Origin of the sequence: Streptomyces koelreuteriae (assembly GCF_018604545.1) — a bacterium.
In the GTDB taxonomy this organism is placed as follows: Bacteria; Actinomycetota; Actinomycetes; order Streptomycetales; family Streptomycetaceae; genus Streptomyces; species Streptomyces koelreuteriae.
This window is the reverse complement of the sequence record NZ_CP075896.1, coordinates 6,819,193-6,844,559: the sequence shown is the minus strand read 5'-3', so window position 1 is coordinate 6,844,559 and position 25,367 is coordinate 6,819,193. Positions and strand designations below refer to the sequence as shown.

Annotated in this window: 22 protein-coding genes; 8 read left to right on the top strand and 14 right to left on the bottom strand. The window is 72.5% G+C overall.

Annotated features, from left to right (window positions below; genetic code table 11):
- Nucleotides 1–2: 2 nt before the first annotated feature.
- Nucleotides 3–1,667 carry a class I adenylate-forming enzyme family protein gene (locus tag KJK29_RS30835; protein ID WP_215122453.1) on the bottom strand — a complete coding sequence of 555 codons (1,665 nt, stop codon included), beginning with the start codon at nucleotides 1,665–1,667 and terminating at the stop codon, nucleotides 3–5.
- Entirely contained in the window at nucleotides 1,664–2,437 is a 774-nt protein-coding gene (locus KJK29_RS30830; protein ID WP_215122452.1) for an SDR family oxidoreductase, read from the bottom strand. Before KJK29_RS30830 ends, KJK29_RS30835 begins: the two co-directional genes overlap by 4 nt.
- Before the next feature lie 195 nt (nucleotides 2,438–2,632).
- Here KJK29_RS30830 and KJK29_RS30825 point away from each other — a divergent pair, with 195 nt between their 5' ends.
- Together KJK29_RS30825 and KJK29_RS30820 are read left to right on the top strand one after the other, a co-directional pair.
- Nucleotides 2,633–3,868, top strand: coding sequence for an exo-beta-N-acetylmuramidase NamZ family protein (locus KJK29_RS30825; protein WP_215122451.1), 1,236 nt, complete (start codon nucleotides 2,633–2,635; stop codon nucleotides 3,866–3,868).
- A 107-nt stretch (nucleotides 3,869–3,975) separates the two neighbouring features.
- Complete coding sequence (locus KJK29_RS30820; RefSeq protein WP_215122450.1) at nucleotides 3,976–5,295, top strand: serine-threonine protein kinase; 1,320 nt, start codon at nucleotides 3,976–3,978, stop codon at nucleotides 5,293–5,295.
- A gap of 28 nt (nucleotides 5,296–5,323) precedes the next feature.
- Here KJK29_RS30820 and KJK29_RS30815 read toward each other — a convergent pair whose 3' ends face one another.
- Nucleotides 5,324–8,122 carry a penicillin acylase family protein gene (locus tag KJK29_RS30815; RefSeq protein ID WP_215122449.1) on the bottom strand — a complete coding sequence of 933 codons (2,799 nt, stop codon included), beginning with the start codon at nucleotides 8,120–8,122 and terminating at the stop codon, nucleotides 5,324–5,326.
- 262 nt (nucleotides 8,123–8,384) lie between these two features.
- Here KJK29_RS30815 and KJK29_RS30810 point away from each other — a divergent pair, with 262 nt between their 5' ends.
- On the top strand, nucleotides 8,385–8,990 hold the full coding sequence (locus KJK29_RS30810) for a hypothetical protein (protein ID WP_215122448.1): 606 nt from the start codon (nucleotides 8,385–8,387) through the stop codon (nucleotides 8,988–8,990).
- Nucleotides 8,991–9,083: 93 nt separating this feature from the next.
- Nucleotides 9,084–9,821, top strand: coding sequence for a 3-keto-5-aminohexanoate cleavage protein (locus KJK29_RS30805; RefSeq protein WP_215122447.1), 738 nt, complete (start codon nucleotides 9,084–9,086; stop codon nucleotides 9,819–9,821).
- A gap of 159 nt (nucleotides 9,822–9,980) precedes the next feature.
- Here the strand turns inward: KJK29_RS30805 and soxR are convergent, their stop codons facing one another.
- The gene (gene soxR / locus KJK29_RS30800; protein ID WP_215122446.1) at nucleotides 9,981–10,445 is read right to left on the bottom strand and encodes a redox-sensitive transcriptional activator SoxR; all 465 of its coding nucleotides are present in this window, start codon (nucleotides 10,443–10,445) and stop codon (nucleotides 9,981–9,983) included.
- A 110-nt stretch (nucleotides 10,446–10,555) separates the two neighbouring features.
- Here soxR and KJK29_RS30795 point away from each other — a divergent pair, with 110 nt between their 5' ends.
- Nucleotides 10,556–11,017: a MaoC family dehydratase gene (locus tag KJK29_RS30795; RefSeq protein WP_215122445.1), complete on the top strand. Its 462-nt coding sequence runs from the start codon at nucleotides 10,556–10,558 to the stop codon at nucleotides 11,015–11,017.
- Here the strand turns inward: KJK29_RS30795 and KJK29_RS30790 are convergent.
- The 3 genes from KJK29_RS30790 to KJK29_RS30780 form a co-directional block, all read right to left on the bottom strand.
- Nucleotides 11,008–11,652: a TetR/AcrR family transcriptional regulator gene (locus tag KJK29_RS30790; protein WP_215122444.1), complete on the bottom strand. Its 645-nt coding sequence runs from the start codon at nucleotides 11,650–11,652 to the stop codon at nucleotides 11,008–11,010. The two genes, KJK29_RS30795 and KJK29_RS30790, sit on opposite strands and share 10 nt — an antisense overlap.
- 84 nt (nucleotides 11,653–11,736) lie before the next feature.
- Entirely contained in the window at nucleotides 11,737–11,982 is a 246-nt protein-coding gene (locus KJK29_RS30785) for a YiaA/YiaB family inner membrane protein (protein ID WP_215122443.1), read from the bottom strand.
- Between the two features lie 60 nt (nucleotides 11,983–12,042).
- The gene (locus KJK29_RS30780) at nucleotides 12,043–13,194 is read right to left on the bottom strand and encodes an acyl-CoA dehydrogenase family protein (protein ID WP_215122442.1); all 1,152 of its coding nucleotides are present in this window, start codon (nucleotides 13,192–13,194) and stop codon (nucleotides 12,043–12,045) included.
- A gap of 76 nt (nucleotides 13,195–13,270) precedes the next feature.
- Here KJK29_RS30780 and KJK29_RS30775 point away from each other — a divergent pair, with 76 nt between their 5' ends.
- From KJK29_RS30775 to KJK29_RS30765, 3 genes are all read left to right on the top strand, one after another.
- A complete protein-coding gene (locus KJK29_RS30775) occupies nucleotides 13,271–13,912 on the top strand; it encodes a TetR/AcrR family transcriptional regulator (protein WP_215122441.1) in 642 nt (213 codons plus the stop codon).
- Between the two features lie 46 nt (nucleotides 13,913–13,958).
- Nucleotides 13,959–14,672 carry an ArsR/SmtB family transcription factor gene (locus tag KJK29_RS30770; protein WP_215122440.1) on the top strand — a complete coding sequence of 238 codons (714 nt, stop codon included), beginning with the start codon at nucleotides 13,959–13,961 and terminating at the stop codon, nucleotides 14,670–14,672.
- 538 nt (nucleotides 14,673–15,210) lie between these two features.
- Nucleotides 15,211–16,185, top strand: coding sequence for a DMT family transporter (locus KJK29_RS30765; protein WP_370869168.1), 975 nt, complete (start codon nucleotides 15,211–15,213; stop codon nucleotides 16,183–16,185).
- On the opposite strand, the gene KJK29_RS30760 is transcribed toward KJK29_RS30765, so the two are convergent.
- The 7 genes from KJK29_RS30760 to KJK29_RS30730 form a co-directional block, all read right to left on the bottom strand.
- On the bottom strand, nucleotides 16,174–17,547 hold the full coding sequence (locus KJK29_RS30760; RefSeq protein ID WP_215122439.1) for an MFS transporter: 1,374 nt from the start codon (nucleotides 17,545–17,547) through the stop codon (nucleotides 16,174–16,176). The two genes, KJK29_RS30765 and KJK29_RS30760, sit on opposite strands and share 12 nt — an antisense overlap.
- A 191-nt stretch (nucleotides 17,548–17,738) precedes the next feature.
- Entirely contained in the window at nucleotides 17,739–18,821 is a 1,083-nt protein-coding gene (locus KJK29_RS30755) for a Zn-dependent alcohol dehydrogenase (protein WP_215122438.1), read from the bottom strand.
- Nucleotides 18,822–18,843: 22 nt separating this feature from the next.
- Nucleotides 18,844–20,232, bottom strand: a complete 1,389-nt coding sequence (locus tag KJK29_RS30750) for an aldehyde dehydrogenase family protein (RefSeq protein ID WP_215122437.1) — start codon at nucleotides 20,230–20,232, stop codon at nucleotides 18,844–18,846.
- 111 nt (nucleotides 20,233–20,343) lie between these two features.
- Nucleotides 20,344–21,678 (bottom strand): ABC transporter ATP-binding protein, encoded by a 1,335-nt coding sequence (locus KJK29_RS30745; protein ID WP_215122436.1) that lies wholly within the window; start codon nucleotides 21,676–21,678, stop codon nucleotides 20,344–20,346.
- 182 nt (nucleotides 21,679–21,860) lie between these two features.
- Nucleotides 21,861–22,772: a class F sortase gene (locus tag KJK29_RS39290; protein WP_321170475.1), complete on the bottom strand. Its 912-nt coding sequence runs from the start codon at nucleotides 22,770–22,772 to the stop codon at nucleotides 21,861–21,863.
- Nucleotides 22,773–23,427: 655 nt separating this feature from the next.
- Nucleotides 23,428–24,009: a hypothetical protein gene (locus KJK29_RS30735; RefSeq protein WP_215122434.1), complete on the bottom strand. Its 582-nt coding sequence runs from the start codon at nucleotides 24,007–24,009 to the stop codon at nucleotides 23,428–23,430.
- A 93-nt stretch (nucleotides 24,010–24,102) separates the two neighbouring features.
- Entirely contained in the window at nucleotides 24,103–25,356 is a 1,254-nt protein-coding gene (locus KJK29_RS30730; protein ID WP_215122433.1) for an MFS transporter, read from the bottom strand.
- Between the last annotated feature and the right edge of the window lie 11 nt (nucleotides 25,357–25,367).

Sequence of the window (25,367 nt, the reverse complement as noted above, 5' to 3'; positions counted from 1 at the left end):
TGTCAGTTGTCTTGCGTACGGGAACGAAGTTCCCGACGGAGGATCTTCCCACTGGCCGTCTTCGGCAAGTCGGGCAGGATCTCCACCTGGCGCGGGTATTTGTAGGCGGCCAGTCTCTCCTTGCAGTAGGCGGCGAGCGCATCCGGGTCCGTCTCGGCGTCCGGACGCAGGCTGATGTACGCCTTGACGGTCTCCCCGCGATACCCGTCGGGCACCCCGACGACGGCGGCCTCGCGCACCGCCGGGTGCGTGTAGAGCACGTCCTCGACCTCGCGCGGCCACACCTTGAAGCCGGACGCGTTGATCATGTCCTTCTTGCGGTCGACGACGTACAGCCAGCCCTGTTCGTCCATGAAGCCGATGTCGCCGGTGCGCAGTTCGGCGCCGGGGAACGTCTCGGCGGTGGCGTCGGCGCGCCGCCAGTAGCCGGGCACGACCTGCGGGCCGCGTACGGCGATCTCGCCCTGCTCGCCGAAGGGCACCTCGTCGCCGTGGTCGTCGACGATCCGTACGACCGTGTCGGGGCCGGGCAGGCCCACGGCGAGCGTCCCGGAGGCCGGGTCGACGGGTGCCTCCAGGCCGGGCGGCACGGAGGCGCAGGGCGCGGTGCACTCGGTCAGTCCGTAGCCGTTGCGGATGTACGGCCCGAAGCCCGAACGGAACTTCTCCACCAGCGCGGGCGGCAGCGGGGCGCCCCCGGAGGAGATCACCCGGAAGGAGGAGAAGTGGTCGCGGGTGACCGTGGGGTGGGCGGCCAGCGCCATGAAGGCCGTGGAGGGGCCGACGGTGTAGTGCGGCGCGTGCTCGGCGAACGCGTCCAGCACCACGCCCGCCTCGAAGCGGTAGGCCAGTACGAGCGTGCCCCCGCTGTTCAGACAGGCGCCGAACTGACAGACCATGCCCGTGATGTGGAACAGCGGCGCCATCGCGAAGTACACGGGCCGCTCGGGCAGCCCCAGGCCGGTCCGCTGCCGCTCGGCGTTGTACATGATGTTGCCGTGCGTGTTGGTGGCGCCCTTGGGGGTGCCGCTCGTGCCGGAGGTGTAGCTGATCAGCGCGATGTCGGAGGGCCCGGGCACCCGGTCCGCCGGTGCCTTGTTCCCGGCGCGCGCCACCGTCACCAGGTCATCGGCGTCCGGGGCCTGCGGCAGCCGCTCGAAGGTCAGCACGCGCGCGTCGTCACGCGTCTGGAAGTCCCGCTCGCATCCGGTGAGCACGATCCGCACGGGCGAGTCGGCCGCCGTCTCGCGCAGATACGACTCCCACGCCCGGTCCGAGCAGATCAGCGCGGCCACCTCGCCGTCCCGCAGGACGTGGGTCACCTCGCCCGACTTGTACATCGGGTTGACGGGCACGACGACCGCGCCCGCCTTCCACGCGCCGAGCACGGCGAGCACGAAGTGCGGGGAGTTCTGCAGCAGCACCGCGACCCGGTCACCGCGCTCCAGGCCGCGCGCCGCGAGATGCCCGGCGACGGAGTCGCTGAGCTCGTCGACCTCCCCGTAGGTCAGCCGGCCGTCGAAGTAGGCCAGGAAGTCGTTGTCCGGCGTCTCGGCCACCACCCGTCGCAGGGCGTGCACGAGGGAGCCGGCGGGGCTGATCGGGCCCTTCTGGGCCTCGCCGAGCAGGGCGAGCCAGGGTTTGGCCGCGTAGCGGGACTCGGTCACCGGGTCTCCTCCCACTGCTGCTGGATGCGGTTCATGCCGGTCAGCCACCGGTCGGGGTCACCGGCCCGGGCCTGGTGATAGGCGGCTACCTCCGGGTGCGGAAGGATCAGGAAGCGGTCCTCCTCGATGCCCTTGAGCAGGGCGTCCGCGACGGCGTCCGGCTCGATCGCGGTCGGCTGCAGCACCAGGTCGCCCGCGCTGCCGGTGGCGGCGAGCATGTCGGTGCGGACGCCCTGCGGGCAGATCGCGTGGACCTTCACACCCCGGTGCCGGTACGTCAGCGACAGCCACTCGGCGTAGGCGAGGGCGCCGTGCTTGGTGACGGCGTAGGGCGCGGCACCGATCATGGTGAGCAGCCCGGCTGCGGACACCGTGGACACGAACCGGCCGCTGCCGCGCTCCAGCCAGGCCGGCAGCAACTGCTCGGCGGCCCGGACATGGGCCATGACGTTCACGTCCCAGGACGTCGACCACGCCTTCTCGTCCAGCGCCCGACCGGAGTCGACGCCGTCGAAGGCGACACCGGCGTTGGCGCAGTACACGTCGACGGTCCCGCCGAGCGCGTCCCGGGCGTCCCCGACGATCGCCGAGGCGTCACCGGGCACGGCGATCCCCCCGACCTCGTCCGCGACGTGCTTGGCCCGCTCGGCATCCAGGTCATTGACCACGACCCGGGCCCCCTCGGCGGCGAAGCGCCGGGCCAGCGCGGCCCCGATCCCGCCACCGGCCCCCGTGACAACGACTCCGGCCCCTTGAAAGGCTCCCACCATCGGTCTCCTTAGACGCGGCTCAGCAATGGCGCCAGACTAACCGGTCGGTATGTACCACGGAAGGGGTATCGGCAACGCCCCTCAAGGGGCGCGGGGAACTGCGCGAAGGACCACAGACGGCCCGCAGCCTCCCCACAGCCCGCGGAAGCGCATACCGTGCCCATGCCGACCGTCCCCGCTCAAGGAGGTCACCGCATGCGCCCTTCAAGACGAGCCGTACTCACGGCGGCCACGGCGGCAGCCGTATCAGCGGCACCCCCCACGGCCGCCGCCCAGCGCCACAAAAAACTACGCACCGGCTTCGAACGACTCGCCCAGGACGGCTACACCCCGCTCGACAGCCAAAAGGTCGGCATCGTCACCAACCCCACCGGCATCACCCGCGACGCCCGCCACATCGTCGACGTCATGCACGCGGACGACCGCGTCGACCTCACCGCCGTCTTCGGCCCCGAGCACGGCTTCCGAGGCACCGCCCAGGCCGGCGGCTCCGAAGGCCGCTACGACGACCCGGCGACCGGTCTGCCCGTCTACGACACGTACCTCAAGAGCGGCCGCCCCCTCGCCGACATCTTCACCGCGTCCGGCGTGGACACGGTCGTCTTCGACATCCAGGACGTCGGCGCCCGCTTCTACACGTACATCTGGACCCTGTACGACTGCATGGAGGCCGCCCAGCTCGCCGGCAAGCGGTTCGTGGTGCTGGACCGGCCCAACCCGGTGACGGGTCGCGCGGCCCTCGGGCCCGTGCTGCACAAGGAGTTCGCCACGTTCGTCGGGCGGCAACCCGTCTCCCAGGCCCACGGGATGACCGTCGCGGAGCTGGCGCGGCTGTTCAACGGCGAGTTCCTCACCGACCCCGTGCCGCTGGAGACCGTGATGATGTCGGGCTGGAAGCGCTCGGATTTCTACGACGCCTCCGGTCTGCCCTGGGTGCCGCCGAGCCCGAACATGCCGACGCCGGAGACGGCCCTGGTGTACTCGGGGACGTGCCTGTTCGAGGGCACGAACCTGTCGGAGGGGCGTGGCACGACCCGGCCGTTCGAGCTGCTGGGCGCGGAGGGGATCGACCGGCGCTGGGCGGCCGAGGCGAACGAACTCGGGCTGCCGGGCGTGCGGTTCAGGGAGGCGTACTTCGCGCCGACCTTCTCGAAGTTCCAGGGCAAGACGGTCGGCGGCGTCCAGCTCCATGTGCACGACCGGGCCGCGTTCGACCCCGTGCGCACGGGAATCGCCCTGCTCGTGACCGCCAAGCGGGTCTGGAGCGGCTTCGCCTGGCGTCCCGACCACTGGATCGACAAGCTCACCGGCTCCACGCGCGTACGCACGATGATCGACGCGGGCGCGGACACCGACGAGGTCGTGGCGGGGTGGCAGCAGGACCTGGCGGCGTTCCGGCGGACGCGACGGGAGTACCTCGTCTACCGCTGAGCACGGCATACGGGCCCCCAATGCGCCCGTGACGTATGGCCAATCGGCCCGGTTGGCAGGACGATGCGCCCAGATCGCGGCGTCACCCGGGGGCTAGGGGGCCTGTCATGGCGGATCCGGCGATGAGTGTGACTCCCTACTGGGAGCTGACCTTCGACGCGGACGGGGACCCGGTGGGCCGCCAGCGGGACCGGTTGCTCGCCGGGGTGGCGGAACGCAGGGTGCGCGACCTGATCGTCTTCGCGCACGGCTGGAACAACGACCGATCGGGCGCGACGCGGCTCTACGACCGTTTCCTCGCGCCCTTCCCTCGGCTGGCCCCGGCGGCCCGGGTCGGGTACGTCGGGGTGCTGTGGCCGGCGATGCGGTTCTCCGACGAGCCGATCCCGGACCTGCCCAGGGCCGTGGCGGCCGAGGCCCCCGGGCGGCCCGTGCTCGACAAGGACACGCGGCACGCGCTGCTGGAGACCTTCCCGGGCCGGGCGATCCTGGTCGACCAGATCGCGCGGCTGCTGGAGCAGCAGCCGCCGGAGGAGGCCGAACTGGAGGAGTTCGGGCGGCTGGTGCGGCTGCTGGTGGAGGTGGTGGCGCCCGGGCCGCAGGAGCTGTTCGCGGCGGACACGGTGGCGGAGGGGGTGCCGCAGAGCGAGCCGGAGATGTTCGCCGGATCGTCGGCGGCGGCCTGCGAGGAGTTCGCTCAGGCCCTCGCGGAGCTCGAAGCGTCCGGCGGACGGCGGGACTTCCGGCTCCCGAACCCCTGGGACGGTGCGCACGAACTCCTGCGGCAGGCGACGTACTACGCGATGAAGCGGCGCGCGGGAACCGTCGGCGAGCGTGGCCTCGGCCGGGTCGTCGGGCAGCTCGCCAAGGCGGCGCCGGATGTGCGCGTGCACCTGGTGGGGCACAGCTTCGGCGCGCGGCTGGTGTCGTTCGCGCTGCGCGGACTGCCCGAGGGCGTGCGCTCGGTGAAGTCCGTGACACTACTCCAAGGGGCGTTCTCGCACTACGCGTTCGCGGCCCGGCTGCCGCACGACCCGCGCGCGGGAGGGGTCCTCCAGGGGCAGCAGAACCGCATCGACGGCCCCCTGGTGTGCTGCCACTCCCGGCACGACACGGCCCTCGGCACGATCTATCCGCTGGCGTCCCGGATGGCGGGCGACAGCCGGTCGGTCGCCACCGGCCTCGACCTGAGCCGGGCCCTGGGCGAGAAGTGGGGTGCGATGGGCTGCGGCGGGGCGCGGGCGGTGCCGGGCACGCGCGCGTACACCCTCGCCAAGGCCCTGACGGTGAAACCGCCCGCCTCGGGGTGCGTGAACGTCGACGCGTCGGCGGTGGTCAGACGCGGCGGCCCGCCGGCCGGGGCGCACAGCGACATCCTGCACGAGGAGCTGGCCCGGCTGGTGCTGGCGGCGGGCCGCGTGCGCTGACCCGCCGCCTGTTGTCGGAGCTGCCGGGTCACCGGTGCGAGGTGAACTCCACGACCTGCTGGTAGGTCGGCCGGTTCTGCCAGCTGATCTTGCCGTGCTTGATACCGCCGAGGGTGCGATGGATGACCGAGTCGGCACACCACTGGTCGCCCGCCGCGCACTGGTCGTCGCCGGGGTAGACCTGGGCGGCGGTCTTTCCGGCCGCCTCCTTCAGGGTGCCGACGAGGGTGTCGCGGCAGGCGCCGAGGCTGCCGTCGCCGCAGTACTTCCTGGCCAGCGGCCCCTGCACCTGCTCGCCGAGCACGGCCCGGAGGTCCTTGTCGACATAGCTCCACCAGCCGTACTGGAAGGAGCTTCCGGCGTGCGAGCCGGTCGGGCCGTGGGCGGCCGACGGGGACTCGTCGACGGGCAGGTTCGCGGTCATGGCCTCGTACAGCTCACTGCCGAGGCCCGGTTCGAACTCGGCCTTGACCAGCAGCGGCCACCAGGCGTCCAGGATGCGGATCGCGTCGGCGTCGGCGTACTTCTTGGAGCCGGCCGAGGTCTCGGTGCGCTTGCCGCCTGCCGCGACCCAGGCCTGGAGCTTGCCGACGGCAGCGGCGGTGGCGGAGTCGGTGACCGGCGAACTCGTGACGACCTTCAGCAGCCTGGGCAGGACGTCCTCCGCCCGCAGATCGGCCGTCCCCGCGTCGGCCATGGCCTTCACCAGCGAGGCCCGGGTCACCCCGCCCTGCCGGACCAGCTTCTTCACCCGGTCCTCCAGGAGGTTGCCACGGTGCACGGACCCGTTGCCCCAGGGCGCGGTCGTGTAGTCCTTGGCCTGCTTGTTGTTCCAGGAGATGTAGTAGTCCTGGTCGATCGAGTTCGGGTGGGCGGAGGGCGGGGTGTAGTCGGCCGTGTTGGCCGCCGGGTCCCAGCCCCGCCACTCGTACGCCGGCCGCGCCCACACCGGGAACTCGGCGTCGACGCCGTTCGCGCGCACCGGGTTGTCTCCGCTGTTGTAGTACGCGGTGTGCTCGGAGTCGGCGTAGAACCAGTTGAAGGTGTAGTTGATGTGCTGCACCGCCTTCTGGAAGGACTCCGGGCCCTTGACGTAGCCGGGGTCGTTCAGCATCTGGAAGCCGATGATGGAGTCGGCCTCGTGCATGAAGGACGAGCGCAGGGTGGTGTAGGCGACCTTCTTGCCGCCGACCGTCGCGCGGTATTCGACCGGGCCGTACTTCGTGCGCCAGACGCGCATCGTGTACGAGCCGGCCGCGGTGCCGTCGGCGGTGGTGGGCTTCCAGGCGTTCTTCTGCTCGATCTTCTCCATCGGCGTGCAGGTGCCGCGGTACAAGTAGTGGTGGTCGTCCTGGCACAGTTCGACGGCGTAGGTGTCGATGATGTCCTGGCCGGAGGTCGTGGCGCTCCACGCGTAGTCCTGGCCCCGGCCGAGTTCCACGTACATGCTCAGGCCCGCGAAGGAGGCGCCGCGGGCGCTGATGCCCGGGCCCTGGATCTCCTGGAGCAGCAGCAACTGCGGGGCGAAGTAGCCGGTCTGCGGGCCGAACACGGCGACGGGGTGGCCGCTGGCGGTGTGCTCGCCGCCGACCACGAGGGCGTTGGACATGCCCCGCTTGGCGGACGACAGGGCCGTCTTCGCCGCCTCGCCGGAGGCGCCGGTGGCACCGGCCGTCGCGGCGCTGCCGGTGCGGTCGTACACGAGCGGCTCGGGCTCCACCGAGCCGGCGTCGGGCAGGGCCGTGCCCTGCGGATCGTCGGGCTTGGTCGCGTACGGGAAGCTGCCGTCGTGGACGGTGAGGACGGCCTCCGGGTCGTTGCGCTCGCGGAACGACTCCCAGACCTTGGTGCCCTCGGCCACGCCGTACTTCTCCTGGGCGGCCAGCAGCGAGAGCGCGTTGTTGACCTCGCCGCCCCCGCCGGAACCGAACAGCGCGCCGATGACCGAGCCCAGCGCGACCAGGTCGGTGATCTTGAAGTGCTCGATCGTCCCGGCGTTGGTGACGGAGTCCTTGTGGCCGGTGAGGACGTACTCGCCGGGGAAGTAGCGGCCGCTGTCGGAAGCGTCGATGTAGGAGTTGATGCCGTCGAGATAGGCCGTGGCGTCGGCGAGGGCCTGCTTGCCGCGCTCGCCGCCCGTGGCGACGGCGTTGTCGATCTGCGCCTGCAGATCGGCCTCGGTGTACGGGGCGTGCCGCCAGAACTGCTGTTCCAATCCCTGGTTGGAGGGCGCGCCGCCGGCGAATGCGGTGAGCCGGCCGCGCCCGACATGGCGGAAGACGTCCATCAGCCAGAGCCGGTCCTGGGCGGCCGCGTAGCCGGCCCCGAACTCGGTGCCGTACCGGGTAGTGCCGGTGATGTGCGGCACACCCGTCTTCTTGTCACGGACGATCGTCACATCGGCCCGCCCGGCGGGCTTGACGGTGGAGGCGACCTGGTCCGCCGGGACCCCGAAGGAGGCGTCGTTGAAGAAGTCGTTGATCTTGTCGTTAGTGAGGCCGGTGTAGCCCTTGGCGAGGTTCGCGTAGGGCCCGAGCTGGTCCTCGGCGTGCTCGGGCTGGGTGCCGAAGGCCTGATTGAGGAGGATCTGGGCGAGGGTGGCGTTGCCGTTCTGGCCGGGCGGAAGAATGTCCGAACACTGGTTGCCGCAGTAGTCGTTCACCGAGGCCGCGACCTGCGCGGTCGCTGTTTCCGAGGCGGCCGCCGGGGCGAGCGGCGACAAAAGTCCTGCGATCAGGGCGCATACCGAAGCGGTCTTCAGGAACCCGGGGATTCCCCGGGGAGTTCTCATTCTGCCGAGAGCGGTGCGTGGGGTACGCCGTGGCATGGGGGGCTCCTCGCGAGGGGGTGGCCGGATGTTACCGCCGGTATCCCCGGCTTTGAAGATGAACAAGCGTCACTTCTTGGAGTCAGCACAACAGGCACACGGACCACGGCAGTCGACTCGCGAGCCCCTTAGGACGGCTTATGGAGGGCATTTGAAATCGGATGGAGCCGATTCGCTTGTCGATACGTCTATTCGGCGACGTCCGTACGACGACGCCGAAGTGACCGGATTACAGGTGCAGGTGTGACGGAGGTGCAGGACGATGGCCGGTTTCCGGAGTCTGGCGAGACAGGTCCGCGATCCGCGGTGCGATCTCGCATTGCGGCGCTATTCGCTGCGCAAGTGCCTTGAGAGGTTCGCCCCTTACGGGCACAGGGCGACCTGGGACCATTTGTGCTCCCGGGCAGGGTTCGGTCCCGAGGACCGCTCCCCCGATCCAGTGCGGCTCGTGGCCGCACTGGACGAACTGGAAGAGGCGCGGGCGGTCTGGCTGGCCTACGAGGTCGACTTCGCCGAGCGCCGCAAGAAGGAGAAGCACGACGGACTGCGCCGGCCGGGCAGTGTGGACGACTGGCACCGGCTGACCTGGGGCGGGTTCGGTGTGGCGTGGTGCGACGATCCGGCGGTCCATCCCCGTGAACCGCTGGCCGAGGTACTGCGCCGGCTGATCGCCGCGCTGGAGCGCGAACCGGGCTCGGCGTGCCCGGTGTGCGGCGGGGGGCAACTCGCCTGGAAGTACGACCTGGACCACGAACCATCGGCGGGTCCGGTCTGCACGGACTGCGGAATCCTGGTGCCGCGTCCCGTGCTCACGCCCGAGTCCCTGGCGTTCGCCAGGCGGGCGAGGCCACTGTTGATGTCGGCTTGACGAACGCGGGTGCGCGGGGGGTGCGCCGGGGATGCCGCACCCCCACTGTCGCCGCCGGGGCCGGTTGTCAGTGGTGACTGGCACCATCGGGACATGGTGCAGGTGTGTCTGAACGGGGCGCGGGGAGCCGCCGACGGTGCGGCGGTGCCGCTGACGCCCGAGGCGATGGCCGAGTCCGCGGCGGAGGCCGTCGCGGCCGGGGCCACGGACATCCATGTTCACCCCAAGACGCCGTGCGGACGGGACACGCTGTCGCCGCGCGTGCTCGCGGTGACGCTGGAGGCGATTCGGGCGCGGGTGTCGGTGCCGGTCGGGGTGACGACGGGGGCGTGGGCTGAGCCGGACCCCGCCGCCAGGGTGGAGCGTGTCCGGGGGTGGACGGTGCTGCCCGACCACGCTTCGGTCAACTGGCATGAGCCGGGGGCGGAGGAGGTGGCCGCCGCGCTTCTCGATCTCGGGGTGGGGGTGGAGGCGGGGATCTGGTCGGGGACGGACGGGGCGGAGCGGTTTGCCGCGTCTTCGCTGGGGCCGAGGGTTTTGCGGGTGCTGGCCGAGGTGACGGACACGGATGCGGGGAGTGCCGTTGCCTCTGCGCGGGGGTTGCTGTCCGAGATCGGTTCCGCCCATGGCCGTCCTGTGTTGTTGCACGGGGAGGACGGGGGTGCTTGGCCTGTGCTGCGGCTCGCGGGGCGGTTGGGGGTGGGGGCTCGGGTCGGGCTTGAGGATGTGCTGGTGTTGCCGGGTGGGGGGCGGGCTCGGTCCAATGCGGAGTTGGTTTTGGCGGGGTTGGGTGAGTACGCGCTTGGTCGGGCGGCGGGTGCTCGGCGTTGAGGCTGGGGGCGGGGGGTGCGCAGCCCGGCGGAGCGGGGTGCCTCCCCCACTCTCGGCTTCGCTCGAGCGGGGGGACCCCCACCGCCCACCCGTGCCGCCCTGGGGGCACCTCCCAGGCCCTTAAGGCACTGGGGGAGGCACGCATGCCCGCAGCTCTGGCTATGCGCGGTTCTTGTCCACCATCAGGCGGGAGCCTGTGCGGCGTTCGCCGAAGGCGTCGTCCGGGTTGGAGAGGACGCAGCCTTCGAGGGAGAGGCAGCCGCAGCCGATGCAGTCGGTGAGGTGGTCGCGCAGGCGGTTCAGTTGGGCGATGCGCTCGTCCAGTTCGGAGCGCCAGGCTTCCGAGAGGTGCGCCCAGTCCTCCCTGGTCGGCGTGCGCTCCTCGGGGAGTTCCGCCAGTGCCTCGCGGATCGTCGCCAGCGGGATGCCGACCCGTTGCGCGGCCCTGATGAAGGCGACCCGGCGGAGCGTGTCACGTGAGTAGCGGCGCTGGTTGCCGGAGGTCCGGCGGCTGCCGATCAGGCCCTTGGACTCGTAGAAGTGCAGCGCGGAGACGGCCGCGCCGCTGCGCGCCGCGAGCTGGCCGACCGTGAGCTCATGGATCTGCTCTGGAATCTGGGGCACCCATCGAACCCTACCCAGTCCGTTGACACGACCCCCCGCGGCCGACCATGCTAAGCAGTCGCTTAGAGAAGTAGAGACATCAGCATCCCTGACATGCGAGAGGCCGGGACATGGCAGAGCCGAGGATCTTCACGTCCGTCGACGACCTGAAGTCGGCGGTGGGCGAACAGCTCGGGTACACCGACTGGCTCGACATCGACCAGAAGCGGGTCGACCTCTTCGCGGAGGCCACCGGTGACCACCAGTGGATCCACGTCGACCCCGAGAAGGCCGCCGCGGGCCCGTTCGGCACGACCATCGCGCACGGCTATCTGACCCTGTCGCTGCTCCCCCTCTTCGGGCCGCAGCTGATCGCGGTCGAGGGCGTGAAGATGGGCGTCAACTACGGCACGAACAAGGTGCGTTTCCCCGCGCCCGTGCCGGTCGGCTCCCGGCTGCGCGCGACCGCCACGATCACCGGCGTCGAGGACGTGACCGGCGGCGTCCAGGTCACCGTCGCCTTCACGCTGGAGCGCGAGGGCGGCGACAAGCCCGTCTGCGTCGCCGAGTCCGTGGCGCGCTACTACTTCTGAGCCGGCGCCGGCTCCCCGGCTCCGACCATCCGCAGCACGAGGTCGGCGTACAGCGCGCCGACCTCGTCCGGCGTCCAGGGCCCGTCGACGTTGAACCAGCGGGCCACGTCGATGCAGAGGGAGAGCACCGCGAGGGTGGTCCCCTTGACGTCGAGCACATCGAACTCGCCCGACGCCACGCCGTCCACGATGACCGCGTGCACCTCGTCGTCGCACTGCCGGCGCAGCGCGAGGATCTCGGCCCGGGCGTCCGGCCCGAGCGAGTCCAGCTCGTACTGGACGACCCGGGCCGTGGTGCGCCCGCCGGCGTGCCAGCGGACGAAGGAGCTGACCGCGTCGGCCAGGCGCTCGCGGGCGCTGCCCTCGCGCCGGGCCGCCGTCCGCAGGATCTCCAGGGCCTTCGCGTGCCCGATCCTGCTGATGCGGTGCAGCAGCTCTTCCTTGGTCTTGTAGTGGATGTAGAGCGCGGCCGGGCTCATTCCGGCGCGGCCCGCGATGTCACGGGTCGTCGTGGCGTGGTACCCGCGCTCGGCGAAGGCCTCCACCGCGGCGATCAGCAGCCGTCGCGCCGCGTCGGGCGTGACCTCGCCCCACGCCTGCGCCTCGCCGCCGGCCGTCTCCTCCGCCGTACCCATCACGTGCCCCTCTCCACTGGCAGGTGCACCACCATACCGCCGAAGGTGAGCGGGCGCTTAGTGCGCGTTCGGCCCCGCGACCGCTCAGTGCTTCTCGAAGGGGGTGTAGGTGGGCGCCGAAGCCCCGTCCTGCCGGTCCCGGATCACCTTGGCCAGGGTGAAGGCGGAGGTGACCAGGTACAGGACGGCGATGGCGAGGAAGCCGCGGACCCAGGCGTCGGCGCTGAGCTGGTAGATGCCGATGGCGGTGGCCGCCATGGCGACGGCGAAGGAGGCGACGGCCTGGCCGTAGAAGGCCGCGGTGTTCTGCTTGCCCGGTGTGTCACTCATGGGGCCAAGCTTCGGCCGAAGTGGCCCGCGCCACATCCGCCGAGGTACTCAGGAAGGTACTCAGAACGCCGAAACCCCTGTCAGCGCCCGCCCGATGACCAGTTTCTGGATCTGGCTGGTGCCCTCGTAGAGGGTCATCACGCGGGCGTCCCGCAGCAGCTTGCCCGCCGGGTACTCGTCGATGTAGCCGTAGCCGCCGAAGACCTGGAGCGCGTTGTTCGCGGCGCGGACGGCCGCCTCCGAGGCGAACAGCTTGGCCTTGGAGGACTCGACGGCGAACGGCTGACCCCGGTCGATCAGATCGGCGACCCGCCAGGTCAGCAGCCGGGCTGCGTCGACGTCCACGGCGATGTCGCTGATCAGCTCCTGGACGAGCTGGTGCCCGGCGATGGGCTTCCCGAACTGCTCGCGCTCGCCCGCGTAGCGCACCGCCGCGTCCAGTGCGGCCTGGGCTATGCCGACACAGCCGGCGGCGACCGACATCCGGCCCTTGGCGAGGGCGGACATGGCGATCGAGAAGCCCTTGCCCTCCTCCCCCAGCAGCGCCGAGGCGGGCACGCGTACGTCCTCCAGCACCAGTTCGGCCGTGGTCTGGCCGCGCAGCCCGAGCTTGCCGTGGATCGTGCGGCGCGTCAGGCCAGGAGTGTCGGTGGGGACCAGGAAGGCGGAGACGCCCTTGTGGCCGGGGGCGTCCGTGGAGCGGGCGAAGAGCAGGACGACGTCGGCCCAGGTGCCGTTGGTGATGAACATCTTGGTGCCGTTGATGACGTAGTCGTCGCCGTCGCGTACGGCCCGGGTCGCGAGGTTGCCCGCGTCCGAGCCCGTGCCCGGCTCGGTCAGGCCGAAGCAGCCGACCGCCTCGCCGGCGGTGAGCCCCGGCAGCCACCGCCGCTTCTGCTCCTCGCTCCCCCAGGCGGCGACGGTCTTGGCGACGAGCCCCAGCGAGACGGAGACGACGCCGCGCACGGACGAGTCGCCCCGGCCCAGTTCCTCCGTGACCAGGCAGTACGCGAGGTGGTCGCCGCCTGAGCCGCCGTACTCCTCGTCGACGGCCAGGCCCAGGAAGCCGACCTCGCCGAGCTTCTTGACGACTCCGCGGTCGACTTCCTCGGCGCGGTCCCAGGCGATGACGTTCGGGGTGATCTCGCGCTCGACAAAGTCCCGGGCGAGCTGCCGCATGGCGGTCTGTTCCTCGCTGAGCTCCAGGTTCACCACAGGCACCCCACTTGAACACGGTACATTTTAATTAGCACTGCTAGTTTCCGTCGGCAGCCCTACTATGTGCGCCATGGCCCGACCGCGCAAGCCCTTGCTCTCCACCGACCGGATCGTCGAGACGGCCCGCGCGCTCGTGGACGCGGAGGGCCTGGCGGCCGTCTCCACGCGCAGGCTCGCCGCCGAACTGGGCGTCAGCGGGCCCTCGCTCTACAACCACTTCCGCACCAAGGACGAGATCCTGGAGGCGGTCGCCGACTCGGTGAGCGGCCAGGTGGATCTGACGATGTTCGAGGACGGCCGCGACTGGCGGACCGCGCTGCACGACTGGGCCGTCTCCTACCGGGCCGCGCTGCGCGACCATCCGAACATCGTGCCGGTGCTGGCCCGCGGCCCCGGCCGCCGCCCGGCGGGACTGCGCCTCGCGGACGCGGTCTACGGCGCGATGGTCGCCGCGGGCTGGCCGCCGGCGCAGGCCACGTCCATCGGCGCGCTGATGCGGTACTTCGTGATGGGTTCCGCGCTCGGCTCCTTCGCCGGGGGCTTCGTGGACGACGCGAGCGCCTACGACCCCGCCGACTACCCCCATCTCCAGCAGGCCCATCTCCTCGCCGAGCAGCAGGAGAAGATCGACGAGCGGGCCTTCGAGACGGGGCTGACGGCTCTGCTGGACGGGCTGGCAGGGCAGTACGAGCAGGTACGGCGGACCGCGTAGGGACACTTCGGCGGCGGCCGAACGGTCCGTGTTCCATGCTGGGGCCATGACGACGAGGGATCCGCGGGCCACCGGCCTGGCACGGCTCGCCGGGCTGTTCGCGGACGAGACCCGGGCCGCGTGCCTGCTGGCGCTGCTCGACGGGCGGGCGTGGACCGCGAGCGAGCTGGGGCGGCACGCGGGGGTCACCGCGTCGACGCTGAGCGAGCACCTGAGCAGGCTGGTCGCGGGCGGGCTGCTCGCCGAGGAGCGCCAGGGCCGGCACCGGTACGTCCGGCTGGCAGACGCGCGGGTCGCGCAGCTGTTGGAGGACCTGGCCGCACAGGTCGCGCCGGGCACGGCCGCCGTACGGCCGCGGAGCCTGCGGGAGTCGAGCGCGGGCTCGGCGATGGCCCGGGGCCGCACCTGCTACGACCATCTCGCCGGCCGGCTCGGCATCGCGGTCACCGAGGCGTTGACGGCCCGCGGGCTGCTGCAGCAGGAGACCGGATTCGCACTCACCGACACGGGCCTGGCCTGGTTCGCCTCGGCCGGCATCGGCCTCGAACGGCGTGGCAGACGCCCCCTGGCACGCGCCTGCCTGGACTGGACCGAACGCCGCCCCCACCTCGCGGGCGTCGCGGGCGCGGCCCTGTGCCGACACGCCCTGGACACGGGCTGGTGCGTCCGCATCGGCTCCGAGCGAGCGGTGAAGGTGACGGCGGCCGGTGAACAGGCCCTCTTCGAGCTGCTGGGGGTGGAGGCGGCGACACTGCGCTGATCCCTGGCCGGGCCTGCGGCGCCTTCAGCCGTGGCACGGCGACCGACACCGACGACGCACGCGTCCACCGCAACGCCCGAGGCGCAGGGCCTTGGTGAGGGCCCGGGAGGCATCGCATGGCGCAGCCAGGGCACCGCACCGGACACAGCGCCTTCGGCGGGGACGCACCCGCCGACACGCTCCCCGCCCACCCCACACCCACCTTGGTGGGGGGCCTGGGAGGCATCGCCTGGCGCAGCCAGGGCACCGCACCGGACACAGCGCCCTGGCCGGGGCGCAGGCCTTCGGCGGGGGCGCACCGGCCAACGCGCCCCCGCCCACCACGCACTCGACGGGACGCAGCGCCTTGGCCGGGGCGCCCGGCATGGCCGCACGCCCCCGGCTGCCGCGCCACCCGAGGCCCGCCCTCGGCCCTCAAGCGCCGACCCGCACCGCCCGAGCCTCGGCCCCCGGCCCGAACCGCCGCTCCCCTCCCGTCCGAACCCCTCGTCCGAAATCCGCGAGCGTCCGGCCCTTCGCCACTCCTAGCCTCTGGAGCATGATGAACACCTCCCCGTCCCGCCCCGACCGCCGGGCGGAGCTGCTGGCCGCAGGTGCTGCCGCGGTCACCGTCGTGTTGTGGGCGTCCGCGTTCGTCTCGATCCGCAGTGCGGGGGACGCTTACTCGCCGGGTGCGTTGGCGCTGGGGCGGCTGCTGGCGGGGGTGCTGGCGCTGGGGGTGATCTGTCTGGTGCGGCGGGAGGGATGGCCGCCGCGCGGGGCCTGGCGCGGGATCGCGATATCGGGGGTGCTCTGGTTCGGCTTCTACATGGTCGCCCTCAACTGGGGCGAGCAGCAGGTCGACGCGGGCACCGCCGCCCTGGTCGTGAACACCGGGCCGATCCTGATCGCGCTGCTCGGTGCCCGGCTGCTCGGGGACCCGATGCCGCCGCGGCTGCTGGCGGGGATGGCGGTGTCGTTCGCCGGTGCCGTGACGGTGGGGCTGTCGATGTCGGGCGAGGGCGGATCCTCGGTGCTCGGGGTGGTGCTGTGCCTGCTGGCGGCGGTCGCGTACGCCGGTGGCGTCGTGGCGCAGAAGCCCGCGCTGGGCTCGGCGAGTCCCTTGCAGGTGACGACGTTCGGGTGTCTGGTCGGCGCGGTGCTGTGTCTGCCGTTCGCCGGGCAGCTCGTCGCGGAGGCCGCCGACGCGCCGGCGTCCGCGACGCTCAACATGGTGTACCTGGGCGTCTTCCCGACCGCCCTCGCCTTCACCACGTGGGCGTACGCCCTGTCCCGGACGACCGCGAGCAGGATGGGCGCGACGACGTACGCGGCGCCCGCGCTGGTCGTCCTGATGTCCTGGCTGTTCCTCGGCGAGGTGCCGGGGCTGCTCACCCTGGTCGGCGGTGTGCTGTGCCTGGCGGGTGTCGCGGTGTCCCGGTCGCGGTCGCGGTCGCGGGCGGCGGCTCGGGGCGGGGCTCCGGGAGCGGCTCCGGAGCCCCGGCCCGAGGAGGCCGCGGACTCAGCCCGCTGACTCGGCCTCCGTCGCCGGCTCGGGGGCGGGTTCCGCCGCCGTTTCCGCCGCACGGGCCCGGTCCGCGAGGACCTTGATCGAGACCAGCGCGATCACCGAGAGCACGATGATGTAGCCGGACACGGCCATCGAGGTGCCCGTCGCCTCCAGCAGCAGCACCATGACGAAGGGCGCGAGCCCGCCGCCGGCGACGGCCGCGATCTGGTAGCCGAGGGAGGCGCCGGTGTAGCGCATCTCGGGCGTGAACAGCTCCGCGAACAGGGCGGCCTGGGGGCCGTACATGATGCTCAGGAAGCAGCTGGCGACGAACGTGCCGACCGCGAGCCACAGCAGCGAGCCGGTGTCGATCAGCAGGAAGAGCGGTACGGCCCACAGCGCGATGCCGACCGCGCCGAGGGCGTAGATCCGGATGCGGCCGAACTTGTCGGAGAGCGCGGCGGCAGCCGGGATCAGCACCAGCTGGGTGAGGCTGATGCACAGCGAGACCATGAGGACGGCGCTCTTCTTCATGCCGAGTTCGCGGGTCGTGTAGTCGAGCACGCCGGTGATGATGATGTAGAAGGTCGCCGTGTTCACGGCGAAGGAACCGCCGGCGAGGAGCACCGTACCGAGGTGGCCGCGCAGGATCGTGCGCAGCGGAGAGGACTGCTCGCCCTTCTCCTTCTCGGCCAGCTTCTTCTCCGCCTCCCGGAATTCGGGGGTCTCCTCGACGCGGGTGTGGATGTACCAGGCGAGCACGAGGACGAGCAGGCCGACGAGGAACGGCACACGCCAGGCCCAGGCCGCGAACTCGGAGTCGGTGGTGAACGCGCCGGCCAGCAGGAACACCGTGTTGGCGGTCACCACGCCGATGGGGACGCCGAGCTGGACGAAGCTGCCGTAGATGCCGCGCTTGCCCTCGGGGGCGTACTCGGTGGCCATCAGCATCGCGCCGCCCCACTGGGCGCCTACGGCGATGCCCTGCAGCACGCGGAAGAGGACCAGCAGGATCGGGGCCGCGACGCCGATCGTGTCGTACGTCGGCAGCAGGCCGATGCCGGTGGTGGCCACGCCCATCAGGGTGAGGGCGAGGACCAGCATCGGCTTGCGGCCGCGCTTGTCGCCGAGGTGGCCGGCGACGATGCCGCCGATGGGGCGGGCGAGGAAACCGACGGCGAAGGTGGCGAACGAGGCCAGGACGCCGGCGGTGGGGCTGCCCGCGGGGAAGTAGAGATCGCCGAGGACGAGGGCCGCGGCGATGCCGAAGACGAAGTAGTCGTACCACTCGACGGCGGAGGCGAGCGCTGCCGCGGTGGCGACCCGGCGGCGGTTGCCGGCGGCCGGGGTGGTGGAGGCGGGCTGAGCGGAAGGTGCCGTGTCCATGCGGTGCACGCTCCGGTGGGTGCGGGGACGGAACGGGGGGTGGCTCGGGTTCCGGGAACGTACTGACCGGACGGTATGGACGTCAACGGGTCGCGCACCAGGACTTTTACCTGTACTTGGCACCGACCGCGCGGGCGGGCATGCCTGAGGCCCCGGCCTCGCACGGAGGCCGGGGTGGCGGGAGAGCCGGTCTAGAAGACGACCAGGGCCCGGCCGCCCTTGCCCGCCAGCATGTTCTCGAACGCGGCCGGGATGCCCTCCAGGGAGATCCGCTCCGTCACCAGCGCGCTCAGGTCGAGGCGGCCCGCCCGGATGTGTTCGGCGAGCACCGGGAGGTCCTCGGCCGGGTCGGAGTTGCCGTAGACGCAGCCGGAGAGGGTGCGGCCCCAGTGGAAGATCTCCAGGGCGTTGAAGGTGACCTGCTGGTCCTCGCCGCCGATGCCGACGACCGTGGTGCGTCCGCCGCGCCGGGTGGAGTCCCAGGCCGTGCGGATGCTGACCGCGCGGCCGGCGCACTCCACGGCGACGTCGACGCCCTGTTTGCCGGTGAGGGCGCGGATCTCGCGGGCGGTGTTCTCCGAGGCGATGACGTAGTCGGTGGCGCCGGCCGCCCGGGCCAGTTCCTCCTTCTCGGCGGAGACGTCGACCGCGACGATCTTCGAGGCGCCCGCGATCCGGGCGGCCTGGAGCGCGGCGAGGCCCACTCCCCCGACGCCGAACACCGCGACCGTCTCGCCCGGCCGGACCTGGGCCGAGTGGTGGACGGCGCCGTAGCCGGTGAGGACGGCGCAGCCGAGGAGGGCCGCGTCGGTGAGCGGGACGCCCTCGGGCACGGGCAGGACGCAGGCGGCGGACACGACCGTCTCCTCGGCGAACGCGGCGACGTTCAGGCCGGGGTGCAGGTCGGTGCCCTCGGCGGTGCGGGCGTAGACGTCGCCGGCGCCCTTCAGGGCGTTGGCGCACAGCCAGACCTCGCCGAGCGAGCAGGCGTGGCAGGCGCCGCAGGACGGGGCCCAGTTGAGGACGACTCCGTCGCCGGGCGCGACGTGACCGACTCCCTCACCGACGGCGACGACCGTGCCGGCGCCCTCGTGGCCGAGGACGGCGGGGACGGGGACACGCATGGTCCCGTCGGACAGGGAGAGGTCGGAGTGGCAGACCCCGGCGGCGGCGAGCCGGATCCGGACCTGTCCGGGTCCGGGGTCGGGCAGGTCGATGCCGGTGATCTCCAGCGGGGAGCCGACGGCGGGCAGAACGGCGGCGCGGACAGCCATGGCGGAAGGGACTCCCCTGGTTCTAGAACTGGAGGGACTTGGTCTGGAGGTACTCGGCCAGGCCGTGCACACCGAGCTCGCGGCCGACGCCCGACTGCTTGTAACCGCCGAAGGGCGCGAGGGGGTTGAACCGGCCGCCGTTGATGTCGACCTGGCCGGTCTCCATCCGGCGCGCGAAGGCCACGGCCTCGGCCTCGTCCCCGGCCCAGACGGCGCCGGCCAGGCCGTAGACCGTGCCGTTGGCGATGCGCAGGGCGTCCTCCTCGTCGTCGTAGGGGAGGATCGACAGGACCGGGCCGAAGATCTCCTCCTGGGCGATGGTCATGTTCTCGGTGACGTCGGCGAAGACGGTCGGGCTGACGAAGTACCCGGTCTCGCGCGGGGAGTCGGGGCCGCCGGCGACCAGGCGGGCGCCTTCCGCGACGCCCTTCTCGATGTAGCCGCGCACCCGGTCCTGCTGCTTGGCGTTGACGACCGGGCCGATGCGGTCGCCGTACTTGGCGGCGGCCTCGGCGGCGAGTTCCACGGCCTCGTCGTACCGCTCGCGGTGGACGAGCATGCGCGTCCAGGCGCTGCAGGTCTGCCCGGAGTTGGACATGACGTTGGCGACGCCGACGTTGACCGCCTTGGCCAGGTCGGCGGTCGGCAGGATGACGTTGGCGGACTTGCCGCCGAGTTCGAGGGCGACCTTCTTGACCTGCCCGGCGGCGATCGCTGCGATCTGCCGGCCGACGGCGGTGGAGCCGGTGAAGGAGACCAGGTCGACGCCGGGGTGTTCGGCGAGGGCCTGGCCGGCGACCGGGCCGAGGCCGGTGACCAGGTTGAAGACGCCCGCCGGGATCCCGGCCTCGTGCACCGCGTCGGCGAAGAGGCGGGCGACCAGCGGGGTGTCCTCGGCGGGCTTCACGACGACCGTGCAGCCCGCCGCGAGGGCCGGGGCGACCTTGGCGACGATCTGGTGCAGGGGGTAGTTCCAGGGCGTGATGGCGCCGACGACACCGATCGGCTCGTGGTGCACGACCGAGTTGCCGGTCTTCTCCTCGAAGGCGTACGTCGCCGCCAGCTCGGCGTAGGAGCCCGCGACGGCGATCGGCACGCCCGCGTGGACGGCCTGGGAGAACTTCAGGGGCGAGCCGAGTTCGGCCGTGACCGTCTCGGCGATCTCGTCGGCGCGGGCCACGAGCACGTCCCGGAGGGCGGCCAGGCGCGCCGCGCGCTCGGCGGGCGGGGTCGCGGCCCAGCCCGCGAGGGCGGCGCGGGCGGCCCGTACGGCGGTGTCGACGTCCTGGGCGGTGCCCGCCGGGACCGTGCCGATGACCTGCTCGTCGACCGGGTTCACGACCTCGATCACGTCCTGGCCGGCGGCCGGGCGCCAGGCGCCCCCGATGTACATGCCGTCGTATGCCTTCATCGCGCTTCCTCCGGGGGCGGGGCGTCGTCGTCCGGCACATAAACTAGCGACGATAGTTTTCTGACGCCAGACACCCCGGTCACGGGTGCCGGGTCATGGGTGTGCCACTGCTCACCTTTCCAGGTCGGGCAGGCGTGCCGGATGCGGGCAGATGCGGTCGCCGTCCTGGTCGAAGACGAAGAGGTGGGCGAGGTCGACGAGGAGCGGCACCTGCATGCCGTGGCGGAGGGCCAGGTCGGGGGTGGTGCGGACGATGAGGTCCCCGGGCAGGCGGGGTTCGGCGGGGGCGGGGGCGGCGGTCTCGGGGTGGTCCAGGGCGACGACGGGTCCGGCCCGTCCGGCCGCGGACCGCTCCCGCAGCCGGGTGAGCACCGAGCCCTCGCGACGGCGGCGCCGGGCGGCTCGGCCGGGGCGGGGACGCGGGGCCTCCAGGTCGGGGACGACGGCGGGGCTGGAGCCGGTGTTGAAGTGGACGAGGATCTCGTGCCCCTGGAACTCCACATGCTCGACCAGGCCGGTGATCGGCACCTCGCCGGGCCGGGCCGAGGAGTGCTTGGCGATCCGGACGGCTTCCGAGCGCAGGCCCACGATGACCCCGCGGCCCTGCTGGACCCGCAGCAACTGGTGGTCCAGGGAGAGCGGTTCGGGCAGGCGCAGGAACTGCTTGCCCAGGCTGATGGTCATCGCGCCGTCCAGCGGGGCACGCACCAGTCCGCGCAGGAGGTTGATGCGCGGGGTGCCGATGAACGCGGCGACGAAGACATTGCTGGGCAGCGCGTACACCACGCGCGGGCTGTCGGCCTGCTGGAGCACACCGCCGCGCAGCACGGCGACCCGGTCGCCCAGCGACATGGCCTCGGCCTGGTCGTGGGTGACGTAGACCGTGGTGACGCCCAACTCCCCGGTGAGCTGGGCTATCTCGGCGCGCAGATGGGTGCGGAGCTTGGCGTCGAGATTGGACAGCGGCTCGTCCATCAGGAACGCGGAGGGGTGGCGGGCGATGGCCCGGCCCATGGCGACGCGCTGGCGTTCACCGCCGGAGAGCTGGGCGGGCAGGCGGTCGAGGAGGTCCTCGATGCCGAGCAGGCGGGCGGTGGCGTCCACCCGCGGCCGGGGGTCCGTGCCCGGGTCCTCGATGCGCAGCGGGAAGCCGATGTTGGCCCGGCCGGTCATGTTGGGGTAGAGGGCGAAGTTCTGGAAGACCATCGCCATGTCCCGGCCGGACGGCGGCAGGTCGTTGGCGTACTCGCCGTCGAGCAGCAGCTCGCCCTCGTCGATCTCCTCCAGCCCGGCGATCATTCTGAGCACGGTCGACTTGCCGCAGCCGGACGGGCCGAGCAGCACGAGGAACTCGCCCGGGGTGATGTCCAGCGACAGCCGGTCCACCACGCGGGAGCCGCGCGTGTAGGCCTTGCTCACGTCGTGCAGGGAGATGGCGCGTGTCATGCGTGCCCCCGAGGGGTCTTCAGGGCGCTGGTGCTCCGCGGGTCGGAAGCCCCGTGCGGGTCGTACGGGGCTGTGAGTCACGGAAGTTAACGGAATGTGTACGGCCGGGGGAAGACACCGGGCGGGATCGGGGGCTCCGGTCCAGCTGGTGAGAAGGCGGACGGCCTGATTCGGCCAGGTCGTCAGCGGACGGCGGTGAGATGGGCGAAGACCACGACGTTCCCGGAGTAGCCCTTCCTGCGGTCGTAGGCGCCGCCGCAGGTGATCAGGCGCAGCTCGGGGCGGCCCCGGGCGCCGTACACCTCCTGGCTCGGGAACCGTGCCTTCTCGTACGACTTGATGGCGTCGACCGTGTAGACGGCGGTCCGCCCGTCGGCGCGGCGGGCCTCGACGATCCGGCCCCGCTTCAGCTCCGTCAGCCCCGCGAAGACGGCGGGACCGCGGTCCGTGTCCAGATGCCCGACAGCGACGGCGACACCCTGCTCGCCGGGCGAGGCACCGTGCCGGTACCAGCCGACCAGTTTCGGTTTGCCCTCCGGGGGCGCGGTGAGACGGCGTTCGCGGTCGAGGCCCAGGGGCATGATCGGGGCGTTGATACGGAGGTAGGGGATGAGGAGGCGGGTGGCCGGCGAGTGGGGCAGCGGGCCGGGGGCGGAGGGACGCCGGGTGCGGGTGGGGGGTTGGGTGCGGGGCGGACTGGGGGTGCCGGCTGAGGGACGTGAGGGCGGGGCGGTTCGGCCGGCGGTGGGGGGCAGGGAGGTGTGGGGGCCGGAGCCTTGGGGCGGGGCCGTACGGGACGCGGGTGCCTGGGGCGTGCCGGTGCCGGGGCCCGTGCCGGGGGTTCGGGAGGTGCCGGGCCGGGCGGACGGGGAGCCGGAGGAGTTGGCGGGGAGGGTGGGGGGTGTGGCGGAGCGGCTGGGCGGAGTGGCGGTGGCGCCGACGTCGTCCGAGGGGGCCGGTGCCGTGCCGGAGGTGCCCGGCAGGGCTGCCGCGGCGGCTTCTGCGGAGCTGGTCGGGAGGGCCGTGACCGTTGCGGACCCGGGTACGTCGCCCGGGTCCCAGCAGACGGCGAGCAGCAGCAGCGAGAAGGCCACCGCGATCGTCCGCGCCAGCCGATAGGCGCGCGTCCGGTACCAGGGCCTGCGAGACCGCCGCGGCCAGGCCTCGGGGCCTCCGCCCCCGGCTCCACGACGCCCTCCGGTCCCACCGGGCCCACCGGGTCCACCGGGTCCCCCGGACCCACCGCGGGCCCCGCCCCTGCGCCGAACCACCGGCTCGGCACCCGAACCGACCCCGCCCCTGCGCCGACCCGCAGCGGTGGCGACAGAACCAGCCCCACCTCGCGTAGACCCCGGGCCTCGCGACGACCCCGGACCTCGCGAAAACTCCGTGCCTCGCGCAGACCCCGGCGAGGCAACGGTTCCGGCCCCACGGCGACTTACCGGTACCGGTACCGCGACGGATCCGGCCGCCCCGGACCCCCGCCGAGACACCGAGCCGCCGACGGCCCCGGCGCCAGCCCCACGCCGCGACACCGAGGCAGCCTCGGACCCTTCCCCGGCCGTACGCCGCCCCACGGCACCAGAACCGGACCCGGCCCCACGCCGCCCCACCGGAGCGCCGCCGGAACGGGAACCGGCCCCACGCCGGACCTCCGGGACGGCTCCGGATTCACCCCCGCCCCGCGCCGAACCCGCCCCGGACTCGCGCCGCCCCACGGAAGGGGCGGCGCGATACGCGGAAGGCGTCCTACGCCGCGCCATCGGGGCGGCGGCGGAGGCGGAACCAGACCACTCCGGCGACGGCGGCCAGGCCTACGGCGGCGGCGCCGGCGACCGGGGTGAAGGCCTCGGCGCGGGCGATGCCGCCACCGCCCGCCGGGGCGCCGCCGTTCGGGGTGATGGTGGCCTTGGAGTCCGGGCAGGCGACCTGGAACACCTTGAACTTGCCGGCGCCGTGGGCCCGGTCGGTGAGCCATGTCAGCTTGTACTGCCCGTTGGGCAGGTCGATGAGGGGGCTGCGGCCCGCTCCGGCCGCGTTGAGGGTGACCGAGCCGCTCTTGGCCGGCACCTCGGGCAGGGCCTGGATGGTCCAGTTGACCGTCTCGCCCGCCTCGAAGTCGAACGCGGCGAGGTAGAAGTCGCAGACCTTCGGATCGTTGCGCCGGTCTCCGGCGGCCGTCTCCGTGGCGTGGATCTTGACGTCCCCGTTGTCCCCCGGAGCGGCGACAGCGGGCACCCCGCTCAGGGTGGTCCCGGCGAGGGTGAGAGCGGCGAGGACGGCGGTGCGGGTGCCGGCACGGCGCGCGAGGGGTACGACGGGCATGAACATGCCTCCAAGTCAGATGATTTTCATACAAACACCTCGTCACCTGACTATCTGCCACATGTCACCCGGAAACGCCGGAGCAGCGCCCACGACGCGTCAGATGTCGCTCTTCCGGCCCAATGGCATCCCGTTCCGCCGGGGTTCGGGGTCGCCCGCTCCGTCCGCCTCCTCAGCCTCCTCCGGCTCCCGCGGGGACCGCACCGCGACCCCCGCCGACGCCAGCAACAGCACCCCCAGCATCACGAACGGCGCCGCGACCCCCGCGACCCCGGCGATCAGCCCGGCCGCGGCGGGCGCGGCGACCTGGCCGAGCCGGTTGCCGGTCAGCCGCAGGGCGAGCGCCGTGGAACGGGCCTCGTCGGGCGCGGCCTGGACGACCGTCGTCATGGACAGCGGCTGCCCGACGCCCAGGCAGAAGCCGAGCAGGACGAGCAGCAGCCCGAGCGCCCACACCGGCACCGGCAGGGCGATCCCCGCGCACAGCAGGGCCGCCAGCAGACACGTCACGGTGAGCAGCAGGGTCCGGCCGAGCAGCCGCAGCAGGGGCGTCAGCACCAGACGGCAGGCGATGGTCGCCGCCGCGCGCAGACTGAGCAGGACGCCGATCACGGACGGCGCGATGCCCCGGTGCTCGCCGACCACCGGGAGGTAGGCGGTGAGGATGTCGGTCGCGGACAGCACGGCGAGGCTGATGAGGATGCCGGCGGGCACGCCCCGGGTCCGCAGGATGCTCCCGACCGGGACCCGGGCGCCCTTGTCCGCGCGGGACGTGTCCGCCGTACGGCGGTGCTCGATACGCCACAGCGAGGTGAACGCGACCGCCGCGACCCCGCCCGCGACGATCAGGGCGAGCGCGCTGGTGCCCGCCATGTCCCCGCCGCCGATCAGCGCGCCCGCCGCGATGGGGCCGACGAGTTGGCCGAGGGCCGCGCCGATGGTGAAGTGCCCGAAGTTGCGGTCCTGTTCGTGCGGCGCGGACTGGCGCGCGACGAGGGACTGTGAGCCGATGACGAAGCAGAGATGGCCGAGGCCCATCACCCCGCTCCACAGGGCCATCGTCCCCAGGGAGCCGGCGACGCCGCTGAGGGCGCAGCCGCCGGAGATGAGGACGACACCGAAGGGCAGCAGGGGCGCGCAGCGGCCGTGGTCGGTACGGCGGCCCAGGGGGACGGCGGCGAACAGCGGAAGCAGCGCGTAGACACCGGCGATCACACCGACGGCACGTTCGTCCGCGCCCAGCGCGAGGGCCCGGTAGGAGACGGCGGGCCGGGCCATCGACACCGCCGCCTGCGCGAAGCTGAAGGCGATGACGAGGCGGAGCAGCCAGCCGCGGTTCCCACCGGGCCTCACGATGTACTCCA